Here is a 16,173-nt window from a genome sequence, read left to right as displayed (position 1 = left end):
AAATGACAGATGATTTTGATTGGTTACTACCTGATAGCGATAGTTATGGAAAACCAGTTATACCTGAAAAAGAACCTCCTTTAGTAGTTCTAGCATTGGATACTTTGAATAATGCTGAAGATAAAGTTTTGCGAGATTGGATAGACAAGGTATTTCCTAATATTCTTGATTACTTCAGCCTCAAGCCAGCAAAAGGTATGAGTTTAGAGGCTGCTGAAAAGTTAGCTGTTAATGCCAAAACAGAGAAAAAAGAAAAAATTATTAGTAAATTGGTTGAACATAAAGACCAAAGTTTAGCTATACACCTCTTAAATGCAGCAGTTGGTGGTTGGACTCTAGTTAAATTAGCAAATTTAGATGAGTTAGAACAACGATTATATTTAGCATCTGTTACTCTGCACGACCTCAATAAAATTGTACTTACACAATTAGGTAACGTGCGGATGGATGGTAAAGAATGGAATAAATACCATCATTATTTCAATATTTGGGCTGAAACTTTAGGACTATGGAAATTTATTAGTAGTGAATATTGGCAAGATATAGCCTTTCTTGCCCAAAATGCGGAAGATGCTAGAGGCGCAAATTTAACTCTGGCTAACTTCCAAGATATACAATTACCTCCTGAGCATTTGATGGACTTAGCTGAGTTTGTTCGCTTTGCGGACTTAGTAGCTTCTATAGCTCATCGTCCAGATAGTTTATATCAAGAAAATATTCGGGCGATTGTACAACGCAGGTTAAAGAATAAATATGTTATTCGTCATCATCGTACTATAGAGAACCGAGGATTATTAACTCAAACAATTCACAATGCAGTATTACAGAAAGCAAGGAAAGTTGGATGGATAGCTTTTTTATTCTTCCCTGATGGAGTTACATATTTTGCACCAAAGGATAGTAAAAAACCAGATTTATCTAATCTAGCTGAAATAGTGCGATCGCATATCTTAAGAACTGCTGCTAAGGGTTTGGGTAGTTTAATTTATCGTCAACCGAAAGGTATTATCAGTTGTAAACCAGATATGAAAGAAGTAGCTGATGTTGAACTTGCAGCAGAAACTCTTATCCGTCAGGTTTTTAATATAATTGGTGACAAACGAACCCCTGTGACTGGCGAGAGGAGAGAAAAAATCAGATTACTTCCTGAATTAATAGATTTAGATTGGAATTATCCAGCTAGTTTACAGGTAGATAGATTAGCAGAAGGAGTTAGAGGATTAGTAGACATTCTTAATGAATACTATGAAGTAAGTGAAGAAAAGGCTATCCAAGCTTTACTTAATGCTTTGGATATGAATGAATATTTAGAAACTTTACAGCGCATACCTGCTCTTGGTGGTGTACCTCATGGTTGGTATTTTTTAGCTGGACATTATATTGGTAAAAATGGCAACTTAAATGATGCCGAACTTGAAAATGTAATGATGAAAGCTACCCGCCAAGTAATCGCAGAATGGGGTAAACCAGAACAGTTAACAGCGTTTGCTTTTCTCGATGCTTATATTTCTCAAATATTAGATATCAGCGATAGTGATAAACATCATGATTTTGAAAAAGAGTTAAATCGTTACCATCGTAATAAAGCCAATCGTAAACGTGAACCAATATGTGCTGTTTGTAATAGTGCCTTTGATGTACGAGAGGAATTTTCTAGTTATACTAACAAGCGAGTGACTAGCCTTTCCAAAGAATCTTTACGTGGTATTTGTGCAGTTTGCCAAGCAGAAAAACTGCTTCGTAGTTACTCTTTACGCCGGAGTTTAGAAGCAGATGATGATGTTGTTTATCTGCATCTTTATCCAGATTACTACTTCACTCCAGAAACGGCTCTTATAATGAATCGAGCCTATCAAAGCTTTGCTCAAAATGTATTTTCTGATTTAGATAAAGAATTAGCTAAACATAATTATGATCCAAAATATATTCCTCGTGCAGATGTTTTTAGAGTAGGCAGTGATTCTAAGGAAAATGAGAAACGGCGGCTTGAAAAAACAGAATATCTAGAAGGACAGATGCACGGCTATTATCTCTTAGGAGTTCCAGCATTATTTAAAAAACCAACTGATACAGAAGTATGGCATATACCTGCACTATTAACGCTAATTGCACCTTTAACCTTTGGGGTTAAAGTAGTTGCAAGTCGCTCAACTCTTCCACCATACGACTCAGGAGCAGATTTTAAAGAAACTGCGGTTTTGGATGGTGTACATACATACTGGCAACACAGCATCGGAAAATCTAGTTTCCGCCTTGATGAGTTGTTAACTGCTATTCCTGCGGCTTTTGCTGTCTATGCTCTGACATCCCAAGCATACCGTGATAGTAGAAGCTTTCCTGTATGGAATGCTTTAAATAATGTTTCTCAATCTTTAGATACTAGCCCTTTGTATGTGTTTCATTACGCAGATCGCATACTTGAAAATATTAAAAAGGAGGAGCGTAAAAAGAAAACAAATCAACTTAATGAGCCATCAATTATTGTTGCTGCAAAATTGCTAAATTATTACCAACTGTTAATTGATTACTACCAATGTCCTAGCCCTATGAAAATGATTGAAGAATTAGTAAATAAATATGCCCAGTTTTATCGAGCTTCAGGTAAAAATTCCTCAGCGTACACAAGACTTAGACCTTTGAACATAGCTGCAAGAGTTATTTTAGAAAGTCAGCCTAATACGGCTGAAGATGACCTTCAATTAATGATAGAAGGTTACTTATTTTCTTTAGTAGATGGTGTACTAAATAACAATAATGAAGGTTATATACCATCGGATGTGGTGAAGGATAAAAACCTGCGTCAAGCTGTTATTGAAGAGTTTGCTAAATATTTTGTCAAAGAAGTATTTAATAACTATTGTAGGTCTGAAAGATCACTTCTAAGACAAAATATCAATCTTATTCGTCATGCGGCGGAGGCTTGGTATATCAAACAGTACATCAAAAAGCCTGAAGAAAAAGCGCAAAAATCAGAAAATAAGGAGTCAAATTAATGTTTGAAAAATATAAGAAACATTTTCAGGATTCTATTCCTCGCATTCCAGGAGCTAAATATGCTCACTTTATAATTCTGCGAGAAACTGACTCTTATGCAGTATTTAAAACTGATGGAGAACTAAATATAGCCAGAGTTAGAGCCGGAATCAATACTCCACAAGTAATTAGTCGTTTAGTTTTGTTTAAACGTAAGCAAACCACTCCTGAACGTTTAACAGGACGTGAATTATTACGACGTTATGAAATCTACGACCAGATCAAAAGCCAATATAAAAAGGATTGCGCTTACAATGAAAATCCTTGTGGAGTATGTCCTGACTGTGTTATTTACGGTTATGCAGTAGGTAAAGGTGGTGCAGATAATTCTGGTTCTGAGAAATCCAAAGTTTTTATAGATTCAGCTTACGCTGTTCCTAAATATGAAGAATCTCACGGAACTTTTACCCTTAACGCACCCTATGAAGATGGGACAATGACACAAGGAACAGACACCACTAATCGTTTTAGTGAACAAGATCATGTGTTACCTGAAGTTCCTTTTCCCAGCGTAGTTACATTACGTGACCCAACACCAAATACTTTTTTATATGTGTTGAATAATTTGTACCGTACCAAACGTTACGGCGCACAGACTACACGCACTGGACAAATGCGAAATAAGGTTGTAGCAATAATATTTGCTGATGGTGAAATTTTCAGCAATCTGCGCTTAACTCAAAAAATTTACGACATTCTCGGAGATATTTTACCTCCTTACGGACTGGATGCTCTTAAAGAAGCTACCGAGCAGGCTGTGAATGAGTTAATTCATGAAGACGGAGTTTTTTATGAGTTAATTGCAAAAGAAGCTCTTGTATCTCTTCAAAATGAAGCTCAGTCTATTCTTGCAGATGAGGCTAGTTTCCAACAATGGATGAATTCATTGACAGAAGAAACTCTAAACTATGCAAAAGTAGCAGGTGTTCTGAAAGAAGAAAAATCAGAAAATACTAACAGCAGCAGAAGTAGAAGGAATAGAAATAAGACAGATGAAGGGGAGGACTCATAATGTATGCAAGTTTATCGTCTTCTCCTGACATTGCAAGACCCACTGTATTTTGCTACTCGTGAACTAGGTAGACTTTATGTAACAGAGCAATATTTACATAATTATGCTCTTACTTACGCTCTTGGTTTAGCAAAAAGCAGCTATTACGATGCAGAGCATATACCCCATTATGAAAGAGATTTAGAACCTCTCAATCAGGAAGGTATTTATATTACGCCTGCACGTCCTTTAGAAGCTGCTTATGTGACTCACACCTATAAATTTGCTAATCTCTCTTATCATGTCAAAATGGATAAGATTAGCAAAAATATCCCAACTTTTGGACGTATTAGAGAGTTAGCACCAGAGAGTGAATTTGAGTTTTTTGTCATCTCCCAAAAAGAACTTAAATTACCAAAGTGGATTCGTTTGGGTAAGTGGATGAGTAAGGCTGAGGTGACAGTTGAACAGTTAGCAAAACCTAAAAATACTGAAGGTGTATTTACTTGCACTCATCCTCTAAATCCTTTGGATGTGATGTTTACTAATCAAGTGATTAGCTACGATGTGGTAAATATGCCTCCAGTTAGTTTAATTCAAAATGTGCAGATGCGAGGGCAATATTACTATTTTGATGATGTGAAGAATTTGAAGATTCCGGCTTGTATGGAATATCGTTTTCGTGGTTAGTTTGATTTTTGATCACGCACCAGGCGCAGAGAGGAAGAGGGGTAAAATTTGAGATACGCTAATTTAACGATCGCCCCTCCCATTCTCCTACACCTGTGAAACACTATCAACAGCAAGCAAACGCCTTCCCTGGCGACTACCTGAACAACCTGTGGGGAGAAATCCACGCTTGTCCTTACTTTGCAGTCAACAACCTTAACCGCGATTTTGTGGGTACAAAAGGCTTTTCTGTGGTGTTCAGGCGATCGCATATCTCCACAGTAGAGCAAAAGTTTCCCTACTTCAAACCCTACCTGGATTTGGCTCTCCATGCTAATTGTAATGCTTTTTACCTCAACCCTTTACTCCTCAAAGAAGGTTCCCGCGTTGATCCACATATAGATCGTTCTCTGCGTTCTTACTGCAAAACCATAGAACCGCCTATGTTTGTCAGTGTCCTATATGTGCGTGTACCGGAAAATATGGACGGGGGAGAACTGGTACTCAAATCCCACAAACGTCAACTAGGGCAAATTAAACCACAAATGAACACTTTACTTTACTTTCAAGGTGATTTAACCCACTCTGTTAACGCTGTGAAAACGCCAGGAAATCGTTTGAGTTTAGTTTGTGAACAGTATAGTTTAAGTGAGGAAGAACTCGCAGATATCCCAGAATTTACCATTGAATCTAGAGTTGCTCAACCTACCACTAAAAAACGTAAGTAAGCTTAATTTTGAATTTTGAATTGTTAATATGCCCCATAGCTTAGTTTTAAATTTGCTTCCCCAATCTCCCATTCCTCCCCAATATCTCACGGGTAGACATTTACACGCCTTATTTCTCACCCTTGTTAGTTCTGTTGATAGCACATTAGGCGATCGCTTGCACGACTCCACCGCCGATAAAGCCTTCACCCTTTCCCCCTTGCAAATTCAGAGAGAGGAACGGGGTAGATATAAATCGAAAATCCCTCATAGCTACTCGTTACAATACTTTCATCAGCAAGCCATCCCCGCCGGAACGCCTTGTTGGTGGCGTATATCTTTACTTGATGACACCTTATTTAGCCAACTAACGCAACTATGGCTCAACCTTAATCCCAGCCATCCTTGGCATCTCGGCCCGGCTAACTTGTATATTACCAGCATTCAAGGCACACCCCAATCCACCCAACCTTGGGCAAATGCTATTACCTATAGTCAATTGTATGAGCAAGCTGGTGAGAATAGTGACCTGCGATCGCTCGCAAACCATCGCACGCTAAATTTTACCTTCACCACACCCACCGCCTTCCGCCAGGGAAAATTTGACACCACCCTTCCCACTAGAGAATGTGTGTTTAATTCCCTCCTTTCCCGATGGAATAAATATAGTGGTATAGAATTTTCTGAAATTGCTCTTGAATCAATATTTCCCTCATTTCTCAATATTCATACAGAAATATTAGCCGATTCTCGTAGTAAATTTATTGGCATTCTCGGAGAAATCAATTATCGAATTTTAGGTGATATAGAGCCAATTCAAATTAAGCAAATCAATGCCTTAGCAGACTTCGCCATGTATGCAGGAGTAGGACGTAAAACTACAATGGGAATGGGTATGATTAGGCGCTTATATTCTTCATGATAGAAGCAAATCATGACTATATGACTTACGCAACTGGCATATTTTTCCTGTAGGGTGTGTGACGCAGCGAGAAGACGGGAACGTAGTTATGAAACTTATAGCGTCACGCACCAACTACCAATTGTGATGATGAATCTTGTACAGACTTTGCACGGCAATTTCTGCAATAACTAATAACTAAAAACCATGAATATTGAATACATTCCCATTGCGGCATTAAATCAATATGCCTATTGTTCCCATCGCTGTTGGCGGATGTTTTGTGCAGGCGAATTTATTGATAATCAATACACTATCGAAGGTACAACTTTACACGATCGCGTCCACACTACCAGCGAAAATCAGCGAGAAGAAACTTGGCAAGTTCGAGCCATTTGGTTGAAGTCAGATAAGTATAAACTCATTGGTAAATCTGACTTAATTGAATCCGCCGGTGGTCAATTTTATCCTGTGGAATATAAGCGCGGACGTAAAGGCGAATGGGATAATGATGAATTGCAAGTTTGCGCTCAAGCTTTATGTTTGGAAGAAATGACAGGGCAAACTATTACGACTGGATATATCTATTATGCCCACTCTCACCAACGGCAATTAGTAGAGATAAATCAGGAGTTAAGAAAAAGTGCGATCGCTACAATTGAAGCAGTCACAAATTTACTCACCACAGGTACAATGCCCATACCAATTTATAGCAAACGCTGTCAAGGATGCAGTCTGAATTTGCAATGTTTACCCAAGGCTATTGATAGAGTGAAAACTTATCAAGAAGTGAGTTAATTGAGGCTGAATTTTAAACGCAGAGGGGCGCTGAGATAGGCGCAGAGGGGCGCTGAGATTTAGTTTCTAGTTAATAATATTTTGTACTGACGAATAATCTTCACATCTATTGTAGGTGAAATCATGGGAACTGTTTACGTTACACAGGATGATTCATTTATTAGCAAAATTGATGAACGTCTGAATGTTAAATTTGAAAAAAAGGTAATTTTAGACGTACCTTTGATTAAAGTTGATGGATTAGTTGTGATGGGAAGGGCTAGTATTTCCCCTGCGGCTATTTTTGAACTCATAGACAAGAAAATTCCCCTCACATTTCTCACTAATAACGGTAAGTATCTTGCTAGTTTAGAGCCAGAAATGGGTAAAAATATTTTCGTCCGTGCGGCTCAATGGAAAGCTGCTGGAGAGTCAGACCAAGCAATTCATGTTACCCAAGGTTTCGTTAGAGGTAAGCTGAAAAATTACCGCCATAGTTTACTAGAAGCCCAGCGCAGATATGAGATTGATTTAAATAGTAATATCAGTCAATTATCCCATGCGATCGCCTCCATCGACAAAGCCAATTCAATTAATACAATCAGGGGTTTAGAAGGTGCTGGTAGTGCTGCTTATTTTGGTTGCTTTAATCAACTAATCCGAGTAGATAATTTCAGCTTTCATACCCGCAACCGTCGCCCACCCATAGACCCAGTAAATTCGCTCTTGAGTTTAGGATATTCCTTACTACGTCACGATATTCAAGGAGCATTAAATATAGTCGGTTTCGACCCCTATTTAGGATATCTACATACAGAGCGATATGGTAGACCTTCTCTAGCATTAGATTTAATGGAAGAGTTTCGACCATTAATAGTTGATGCTGTCGTTCTCACAGCAATTAATCGCCGGATGCTTTCCCCAAAAGACTTTATTACTGAACCTATAAGCAACGCTGTTTCACTGACTAAAGAAGGTTTACATATTTTCTTGAGATTATATCAAGAAAAGAAACAAAGCCAATTCAAGCATCCTGTTATGCAGAAAAAGTATTCGTATCAGGAAACTTTTGAAATTCAAGCTAGACTCCTCGCTAAATACCTGCTGGGAGAATTAGACAAATATCCTCCTTTGGTCATGAGGTAGTTGATAAATTTTGAATTTTGAATGGACTCATGTATTTAGTAATTTCCTACGATGTACCAGAAGATAAACGCCGTACTAAAATTCACAAGGTTCTTAAATCTTACGGACAGTGGATGCAGTATTCCGTTTTTGAATGCGACCTGACACCTACTCAGTATGCTAAACTGCGATCGCGCCTAGCCAAACTCATCAAACCAGACCAAGACAGCATCCGTTTTTATCACCTCTGTGCTTGCTGTCAAGGAAAAGTTGAGCGCATCGGCGGCGAAATGCCAATAGACACTACCGTATTTTTTGCTTAACTCGCGCGTCAACCTATAGGTGTTGGGCAAACAAACTAAAATTTATCCTCCCAAACCCTTACCAATCATGCTTTTGAACCCTCCAACACCACAATTGAGGTTGACGCAAACACCCCAAACCCTCACCATAAATACTTTTGCACCAATTTTCTCCATTTCACTCTTGACAACTCAGCTTCCGAAAAGCTACCTTAATCTGAGATTGACGAAACAGAACCTTGAAAACCAAATACAGCAAGCTTTTCAGACCTGGGGTTTCTATTAACACAAATCCCTATCAGGGATTGAAACAAAGATAAAACAGCTTATAAATCCTTAGGAACGTTTCTATTAACACAAATCCCTATCAGGGATTGAAACGTTATACTGAATAACAACATCACCAGGTTGAAGTTTCTATTAACACAAATCCCTATCAGGGATTGAAACGAGGTGGAAATTTTTTTTGTTGGTTGCAAGCCTTGGATTCTATTAACACAAATCCCTATCAGGGATTGAAACGAGAACTCCTGCAAACTTCTCTGCATTAGATTCATTCTATTAACACAAATCCCTATCAGGGATTGAAACGTCCTGTTCCATATTGAAATAGTAAACGCATGGTTTTCTATTAACACAAATCCCTATCAGGGATTGAAACCTTGTTAATCCAAATCAACACGGTAGAAACACAGCTTAAAGTTTCTATTAACACAAATCCCTATCAGGGATTGAAACTTTCTTTCTTCAGTTAGCCAAGCAAGAAAATCCCGTTTCTATTAACACAAATCCCTATCAGGGATTGAAACTTTTCCTTGGTAACGATGGAATACTTTTCGCAGAGTTTCTATTAACACAAATCCCTATCAGGGATTGAAACAGAACGAGAATACAAAACAGAGTTGCGACGAGTTTCTATTAACACAAATCCCTATCAGGGATTGAAACGATAATTACCAGAATGAAAATCATAGGCTTGAGCTAGTTTCTATTAACACAAATCCCTATCAGGGATTGAAACCTACCATCATGTATACCTATTGCAAGTTTGCCGTAAAGTTTCTATTAACACAAATCCCTATCAGGGATTGAAACCAGAAGACAAAATATGGCAGCCAACTTATGCTGATGTGCCTGGTTTCTATTAACACAAATCCCTATCAGGGATTGAAACTATTCGCGCTGCTAACGGTAAATCCGCGCCTTTGGAGTTTCTATTAACACAAATCCCTATCAGGGATTGAAACAGACTGATATCGGGTAGATGTATCTCATTTAATGTTTCTATTAACACAAATCCCTATCAGGGATTGAAACTTATCCGTTGGTAAATCTCTCGCCTGTCTACTTTGTTTCTATTAATACAAATCCCTATCAGGGATTGAAACCTAATAAAATTGTTTTTTCTAGCAAATCACCTGAGGTTTCTACTATAGCCTTTCTTAGTCTGCTGAGGTACAAATCTCTGCGTACCTCTGCGCTTTACTCCGCGCCCCTCTGCGTTTTAAAATATTATCTGTACCTCACTTAACTGGGAATTGCAATAACACAAATCCCCATAGCATTCCCTAGCTACTGAGGCACAAATTTATCCGCGTTTATCTGTATCCATCTGCGTTCAATTAGTGTCGTTTGTACTTCACTAAGATAAGAAAAACCATATTAACGATTGAAACAATAGAGTTGGGATTTGCTGCGTAGTTTGCGCTAGTTTCTACTAACACAAATCCTTATCAAATCTTTCAAATCTGTCAACAGTCAACAGCTATATCTTACTTTCTTTGTACTCTTTCACATTATCTTGTTTGTCATCATTACCATTTTCTTGCTGTTTCTTCTCTTGCACAACCTGAGTAGCATAAACTTCTACATCTCGCTGAATAATTTCTTCCACTTGATTGGCAAAAGAACTAAATGCTTTATCGTGAGTTTCATAATTCACATAAGGCCCAGTTAATTGAAAAAATTGCCAACCTTGAGTTTTCAAAGATTCTGCCGTGCGGCGATAGTGTCGCCAGCGTTCTCCATAGTGGAAAAATTCCTCAACTGCTGCGCTAATTGCTACAACTTGGCTAAGAGAAAAAGTAGCCCAAACAAAAATTTCCCGTACCTCAGAACTGTTAATATTGAGACTTACTAAAGCAGGGAGAACCACACCCCCAATAATTGTGATCAATCGTAATCTGTAATATCTATTCCGTGATTTACCTGCTTGTGCTTCCATCCACAGCATTTGATCTAACCAACGCGAAAACAGAAATTGTGTTTGTAATTCCGAGAGATTTAACGAATCAATTAAACTCGTAAACTTTCCCTTAAGAAATTCTTGATAATCATCCTTATTTGCCATCATTCACTCCTAATTTAAAAGTAAGTTTGTCATCGTATGGATTAATTCTTCTGGCGGTGCTTCTAAGTCAATCGTTTGTATATGACCAGATGCTACTAATTCTTTAGCTCGTTCATCAGTTGTATCTCCATGCAAAGCAGAAGCAATTTTATCTGCCGTTCTCCCACTACCAGCAATCACTATCACTAAGCGTCCAGCAATCACACTATTTAAGGCATCAATAAAGCTAATTTCACCACCATTAATGAGGACAGTAATCGAAGGTAAGCCATTAGCTAAAAGAGTTGCCACCTTTACTATCCAGGGAGATTCATCACCCCATTTACTGCCGGGAATTAGCACAAAATGAGTATGATGTGGCTCCAGAGGTGTAGCATCATCAGCCAGGACAATGGTTTGATTGGGTAGAATGACTTTTGCTGTGGGCGCTACACCAATTAAAGGAAACTGGCCATTGATTTGGCTACGGGCATCACCCATCAATCGCATCACTCCCGCATCCGTTCCACCATCTACTACATAAGCCCCCAAGCTTTGGGCAATTGGCGCTAGAACTTTCACAAATAGGCTTTGGATACGCAAAAAGTCAGCTTCGCTAATCTGACTAGCACCCCCTACAATGACTAAAACGGGACGGGAATTACTTAGCCCTAATTGCTCTAGCGCCTCCGGTAACTCTGCGGTTTCGGATACCGTAACTGCTGCTGCTTGGTTGGAGCTAAAATTTAGCCTGAAAAAATTTACCATTTATTCGCAGTAGAAGTTGCAACAACTTAAGTATTTTACGTAGTAATTCTCGGTTTCATGTCTAATCTGCAATTCATAACCTTTATAACTTAATGTATTGAAATTGACATTAGATTCAGTTACATAGTAAAAATAACCAATTTTTCCGAGAATGAGTAGAGCTATAGCAAAAATTCTTGTAACTACTTCTGATAATAGGTTTATCTCTATTAACCAATAATTACCTACTACTATTCCGGAAGCATATATAAAAATTGATTACAAAAAACTATACATTAATCTAAAACAATTACTATGTAAATTCTTGACAAAGTGTAGTGTATCGCTTTTAATTGGTAACAACTTATGCCCAGTCTTTAAGTAACATAACTTCAATTCCAAAGTGAATAACAGCAGGAACTTTGCTCAGTCTCAGGCTGGATTGCTCCTAGCAAAAGGAACCATCATCTCAATATCTGTAGTATCAATATTTACCAATAATATTAGCTCGGCACAAATTACACCGGATACGACTTTGGGTAATCAAAGCTCCCGTGTTACGACTGGTGTCAACATCAAAGGACATGAGACTGACTTAATTGAAGGTGGTGTCCAACGAGGAAGCAGCCTGTTTCACAGTTTTACAGAATTTAATGTCAACAACGGACAAAGAGTATATTTTGCCAACCCTACAGGCATTGCAGATATTTTTAGTCGAGTTACTGGGAGTAACGCTTCTCATATTTTGGGTACTTTGGGCGTAAATGGTGCAGCTAATCTATATCTGCTCAATCCCAATGGTATTATTTTTGGTACAAATGCCAAGTTAGATATTCAAGGTTCTTTGTTTGCTACCACAGCCAACAGTTTTCAGTTTCCTGATGGTAGTGAATTTAGTGCTACTAATCCTCAAGTACCACCACTGTTAACAATGAGTGTACCTGTAGGTGTGCAGTATGGTTTACAGCAAACAGCAAGTATTATTAATCAAGGGAATTTGGTAACAGGAAAAAATTTGACGCTCAATGCTGGAAGTTTGGATTTACAGGGCAAACTCGAAGCTGGTGGTGATATTTCCCTGAACAGTCAGCAAGGAACAATTGATATACATGGAGATATTATATCTACAACTCCCAATGGAATTGCTGGCAATATCACAATTCAATCTGTAGATGATATTCGTATCTTTAAGAATATAAAAGCCTCTAGCAACAGTAATATTAATCCCAATAATGATCAGGCAGAATATAATATTATCGCCATTAATTCTACCAGAGGTTCTATTTATTTAAATGGTTCTCAATTAAATGTTACTAACTCTGGTTCCGGCTTTGCTGGAGATATCATGATTAACGCTAATGACCAAATATCCATTCTCAATGGTAGTAAGATATCTAGTAATGGAAATATGGGACGGATATTTATTGGCGTTGGCGATAGTAATAAAATTACGCCTAAAAGAGTTAATATTGATAATTCTGGTCTGAATGTAGATAATTATTCATCTGATGGTAATACAGGAAGTATAACTATTTACAGCTTTGAAGAAATTTCGATTAAAAATAGTTATATCTTAAGTGGCAGAGGCAGCATAGCTAGTAGCCGTAATGATGACGGCAGTGGGGCAAATGGTGGCACTGTAAGTATTGAATCGCAAGGCTTAGTAAGTTTGGACAATTTAGTAATATTAGCTGATGTTTTTTCTTCAGACCAAAATGGTACTGGAGGTGACATTAATATTTCAGCACGCTCACTAATTATCAAGAATGGGTCTAAATTAGATACTTCCACATCTGGTACAGGGAATGCGGGTGATGTGACTATTACGGCTTCAGATTCCGTTTTGTTAGAAAATAGTCAAATTTCCAGTAGTCTTAGTGGCATGGCAACAGGTAAGGGTGGAAATATTAAGATTGAAACTAGTTTTTTGACTGCTGATAAAGGAATAATAGAAGCTCAGAGTCCGGGTAAAGGAGATGGTGGCGATATCAACATCACAACACTAAATTTGTGGCTTCGTCGCCAGAGTAGAATTTCCACTACAGCAGGTGCAGAAGGATTGGGTGGTAATGGAGGTAGCATCAGGATTAATGCTAAGGGTGGATTTATCGTAGCAGTACCATCAGAAGACAGTAATATCGTTGCCAATGCTTTTGGTGGTAATGGTGGCAAGATTAACATTAGTGCCAACCGTACTCTAGGATTTCAAAATCGGGGAAAGTTGAGTCCAAATGAACTAAACGCGATTATTACCAATGGTACTAGCGAAATTAGCGCCAGTTCTGATTATGGTGAAGACGGAGAGGTAGCGATTGAAACCCTGAGCATAGACCCCAGTCAGGGGCTAGTTGAATTGCCGACACAGTTAGTAGACCCTTCTCGATTAATTGCCCAAGGCTGTGGCTCTCCTAACAATAGGGTTGCTAAAGGGCAGAGTGAATTTGTGATTACTGGACGTGGGGGACTACCGCCTAGTCCTGATGATATCCTCAAGCCTGGGATTATGTCGCCGGAATGGGTAGTAAATAATACGAGAAATTATAGTAATAATTCTGAGAATATAACTGTCAAAGAGATGGATTTAAAGCAATTATCGTCAAATACTTCCAACCCTCTAGTAGAAGCAGTGGGGATGGTTCACAATGCCGATGGAGATGTTGTTTTGACTACTCAACCAACAGTCACTACTCTGCTACAGTCGGGGTTATCTAGTAAAGTCTGTGGTCTGATTCAAGGGAATGTCAGAGAATGAACCGCTTGCTGGATAGGCGATCGCCTAACGCATTTCCATACTATTCAGATCCATTCACAAAGCAAGCTCAAAACCTTGTCAGGTGTGACAATCTTACAAAATCTATCAGTCAGATTCTTTTAAGAAATGGCTCTAATACATTACTCTTGCTCACAGGGTTAATTCTGGGCTTTTATCCACAACGGTTGGCGGCTCAAGTAATTCCCAATGAGGTGAAACCGCCTTCAGCACAACCATTACCGCAACCAGAACCGCTACCAGCTTTACCTCCTCCAGAACAACTCCTACCTACTACACCACAGTCACCAACTCAGCCAGATGTTAGTCCGCAGACATTAGCGGAAACATTAACAGTAGAGAAGTTTGAGTTTGTGGGTAACACGGTTTTTAGCGCCCAAGAACTAGCAAATCTGACGGCTGGTTATCTCAAACGCCCTATTACCTTTAATGATTTATTGAAGATCCGTTCAGAGTTGACGAAATTTTATATAGATAAAGGCTATGTCACCTCTGGGGTAATTCTTCCGCCGCAAACTGTGAAAGCAGGGGTAGTAGTGATGCAGGTGGTAGAAGGAAGTTTAGAAAAGATCAATGTCACAGGTACGCGCCGCCTTAACCCCAGCTATATTCGCGATCGCCTGGCGATGGCTGCGGGTAAACCACTATCACGCGATCGCCTACTCACAGGACTGCAACTATTACAACTCGATCCTTTAATTAAAAGCATATCTACAGATTTACAAGCCGGCATCCGTCCAGGTACAAATATTTTAGAAGTTAAAGTTACTGAAGCTGATTCTTTTAGCACTCAACTAACGCTAGATAACCAACGTAGTCCCAGTGTGGGAAGTTTTCGGCGGCGCATTCATGTTAACGAAGCCAATTTGTTAGGGCTGGGAGATGGTTTAAATATCGGCTATACCAACACTGATGGTAGCAATGGCTTTGATGTGAGTTATAGCCTACCAGTTAACCCGCGCAACGGTAAGCTGATTTTTAGCTATGGCAATACTCACAGTAACGTTATAGAAAGTCCTTTTAACTCTTTGGATATTACATCCCAGTCCAGCTACTACGAATTAACCTTCCGTCAACCCCTGCTGCAAACTCCCAGCCAAGAATTTACATTAGGAATTACCGCCAGCCACCAAAGAAGTCAAACATTTTTAGGTTTGGAAGATATCGGGCCGTTTCCTTTAGCGGTTGGTGCTGATGACGAAGGAAACACCAGGGTTTCAGCTATCAGGTTTTTTCAGGAATGGAGTCAACGCAGTAGCCGACAAGTCATAGCAGCGCGATCGCAATTTAGTTTCGGTTTGGGTATTTTAAATGCCACAATCAATAACGATGAACCAGATAGCCGTTTTTTTAGCTGGCGTGGACAAGCTCAATGGTTGCGTCAGTTAGCGCCTGATACTTTACTACTGTTGCAAGCTGATATGCAGTTAGCAGATAGAAACTTGTTGGGGTTGGAACAGTTTGGTATCGGTGGACAAACAAGTGTGCGGGGATACCGTCAAGATCAGTTGTTAACAGATAATGGTGTGCAAGCAACCGCCGAAATTCGCCTACCGATTCTCCGCGTTCCTCAAGGAGTCTTGCAAATTACGCCTTTTGTAGATGTCGGTACAGGCTGGAATCATAACGGCGCAAATGCTGATAGTAATACTTTAGTCAGTACGGGTATGGGTTTGCTGTGGCGACAGAGTAATAATTTCACTGCGCGTTTAGATTGGGGTATTCCTCTAACATCTGTTGATTCCCAGAGGAAGGAAACATGGCAAGAAAACGGTTTGTATTTCTCTATTATTTATAGGCCTTTTTAGTTTGGGGATTGGGG

Annotated in this window: 12 protein-coding genes and 1 CRISPR repeat array; of the genes, 10 read left to right on the top strand and 2 right to left on the bottom strand. The window is 39.0% G+C overall.

The window, feature by feature from the left end; translation table 11 throughout:
- Positions 1 to 2: 2 nt before the first annotated feature.
- The 8 genes from cas10d to cas2 all read left to right on the top strand — a co-directional run bounded on the left by cas10d (position 3) and on the right by cas2 (position 8,526).
- On the top strand, positions 3 to 2,993 hold the full coding sequence (cas10d, locus tag ACM5QX_RS17500) for a type I-D CRISPR-associated protein Cas10d/Csc3 (protein ID WP_414754686.1): 2,991 nt from the start codon (positions 3 to 5) through the stop codon (positions 2,991 to 2,993).
- The gene (cas7d, locus tag ACM5QX_RS17495; protein ID WP_414754685.1) at positions 2,993 to 4,045 is read left to right on the top strand and encodes a type I-D CRISPR-associated protein Cas7/Csc2; all 1,053 of its coding nucleotides are present in this window, start codon (positions 2,993 to 2,995) and stop codon (positions 4,043 to 4,045) included. Before cas10d ends, cas7d begins: the two co-directional genes overlap by 1 nt.
- A gap of 3 nt (positions 4,046 to 4,048) precedes the next feature.
- The gene (cas5d, locus tag ACM5QX_RS17490) at positions 4,049 to 4,714 is read left to right on the top strand and encodes a type I-D CRISPR-associated protein Cas5/Csc1 (protein WP_414754684.1); all 666 of its coding nucleotides are present in this window, start codon (positions 4,049 to 4,051) and stop codon (positions 4,712 to 4,714) included.
- 95 nt (positions 4,715 to 4,809) lie between these two features.
- On the top strand, positions 4,810 to 5,421 hold the full coding sequence (locus ACM5QX_RS17485; RefSeq protein WP_414754683.1) for a 2OG-Fe(II) oxygenase: 612 nt from the start codon (positions 4,810 to 4,812) through the stop codon (positions 5,419 to 5,421).
- A gap of 28 nt (positions 5,422 to 5,449) precedes the next feature.
- Entirely contained in the window at positions 5,450 to 6,322 is an 873-nt protein-coding gene (gene cas6 / locus ACM5QX_RS17480; RefSeq protein WP_414754682.1) for a CRISPR-associated endoribonuclease Cas6, read from the top strand.
- Between the two features lie 186 nt (positions 6,323 to 6,508).
- Positions 6,509 to 7,099, top strand: coding sequence for a CRISPR-associated protein Cas4 (cas4, locus tag ACM5QX_RS17475; protein ID WP_414754681.1), 591 nt, complete (start codon positions 6,509 to 6,511; stop codon positions 7,097 to 7,099).
- Between the two features lie 123 nt (positions 7,100 to 7,222).
- Positions 7,223 to 8,224, top strand: a complete 1,002-nt coding sequence (gene cas1d, locus ACM5QX_RS17470; protein WP_414754680.1) for a type I-D CRISPR-associated endonuclease Cas1d — start codon at positions 7,223 to 7,225, stop codon at positions 8,222 to 8,224.
- A gap of 29 nt (positions 8,225 to 8,253) precedes the next feature.
- On the top strand, positions 8,254 to 8,526 hold the full coding sequence (gene cas2, locus ACM5QX_RS17465) for a CRISPR-associated endonuclease Cas2 (protein WP_011320858.1): 273 nt from the start codon (positions 8,254 to 8,256) through the stop codon (positions 8,524 to 8,526).
- Between the two features lie 254 nt (positions 8,527 to 8,780).
- A CRISPR array of direct repeats spans positions 8,781 to 9,893; the repeat unit is 37 nt; unit sequence GTTTCTATTAACACAAATCCCTATCAGGGATTGAAAC.
- A gap of 377 nt (positions 9,894 to 10,270) precedes the next feature.
- Here cas2 and ACM5QX_RS17460 read toward each other — a convergent pair.
- Together ACM5QX_RS17460 and ACM5QX_RS17455 are read right to left on the bottom strand one after the other, a co-directional pair.
- Complete coding sequence (locus ACM5QX_RS17460) at positions 10,271 to 10,855, bottom strand: DUF4231 domain-containing protein (protein WP_414754679.1); 585 nt, start codon at positions 10,853 to 10,855, stop codon at positions 10,271 to 10,273.
- Between the two features lie 9 nt (positions 10,856 to 10,864).
- The gene (locus ACM5QX_RS17455; protein WP_414754678.1) at positions 10,865 to 11,602 is read right to left on the bottom strand and encodes a hypothetical protein; all 738 of its coding nucleotides are present in this window, start codon (positions 11,600 to 11,602) and stop codon (positions 10,865 to 10,867) included.
- Between the two features lie 382 nt (positions 11,603 to 11,984).
- Between ACM5QX_RS17455 and ACM5QX_RS17450 the strand changes: the two genes are divergently transcribed.
- Entirely contained in the window at positions 11,985 to 14,333 is a 2,349-nt protein-coding gene (locus ACM5QX_RS17450) for a filamentous hemagglutinin N-terminal domain-containing protein (RefSeq protein WP_414754676.1), read from the top strand.
- Positions 14,330 to 16,159 (top strand): ShlB/FhaC/HecB family hemolysin secretion/activation protein, encoded by a 1,830-nt coding sequence (locus ACM5QX_RS17445; RefSeq protein WP_414754675.1) that lies wholly within the window; start codon positions 14,330 to 14,332, stop codon positions 16,157 to 16,159. Before ACM5QX_RS17450 ends, ACM5QX_RS17445 begins: the two co-directional genes overlap by 4 nt.
- Positions 16,160 to 16,173: the final 14 nt, after the last annotated feature.

It is taken from the genome of Anabaena sp. CCY 9910, assembly GCF_963920875.1.
In the GTDB taxonomy this organism is placed as follows: Bacteria; Cyanobacteriota; Cyanobacteriia; order Cyanobacteriales; family Nostocaceae; genus Trichormus; species Trichormus variabilis.
The sequence above is the reverse complement of the archived record's forward strand: the minus strand, read 5'-3'. Positions and strand labels throughout refer to the sequence as shown.

Coding starts and splice junctions, on each gene's coding strand:
- cas2 (WP_011320858.1), top strand. CDS start 8,254: ATGTATTTAGTAATTTCCTACGATGTACCAGAAGATAAACGCCGTACT.
- ACM5QX_RS17445 (WP_414754675.1), top strand. CDS start 14,330: ATGAACCGCTTGCTGGATAGGCGATCGCCTAACGCATTTCCATACTAT.
- cas1d (WP_414754680.1), top strand. CDS start 7,223: ATGGGAACTGTTTACGTTACACAGGATGATTCATTTATTAGCAAAATT.
- cas6 (WP_414754682.1), top strand. CDS start 5,450: ATGCCCCATAGCTTAGTTTTAAATTTGCTTCCCCAATCTCCCATTCCT.
- ACM5QX_RS17455 (WP_414754678.1), bottom strand. CDS start 11,602: ATGGTAAATTTTTTCAGGCTAAATTTTAGCTCCAACCAAGCAGCAGCA.
- cas4 (WP_414754681.1), top strand. CDS start 6,509: ATGAATATTGAATACATTCCCATTGCGGCATTAAATCAATATGCCTAT.
- cas5d (WP_414754684.1), top strand. CDS start 4,049: ATGCAAGTTTATCGTCTTCTCCTGACATTGCAAGACCCACTGTATTTT.
- cas10d (WP_414754686.1), top strand. CDS start 3: ATGACAGATGATTTTGATTGGTTACTACCTGATAGCGATAGTTATGGA.
- cas7d (WP_414754685.1), top strand. CDS start 2,993: ATGTTTGAAAAATATAAGAAACATTTTCAGGATTCTATTCCTCGCATT.
- ACM5QX_RS17460 (WP_414754679.1), bottom strand. CDS start 10,855: ATGGCAAATAAGGATGATTATCAAGAATTTCTTAAGGGAAAGTTTACG.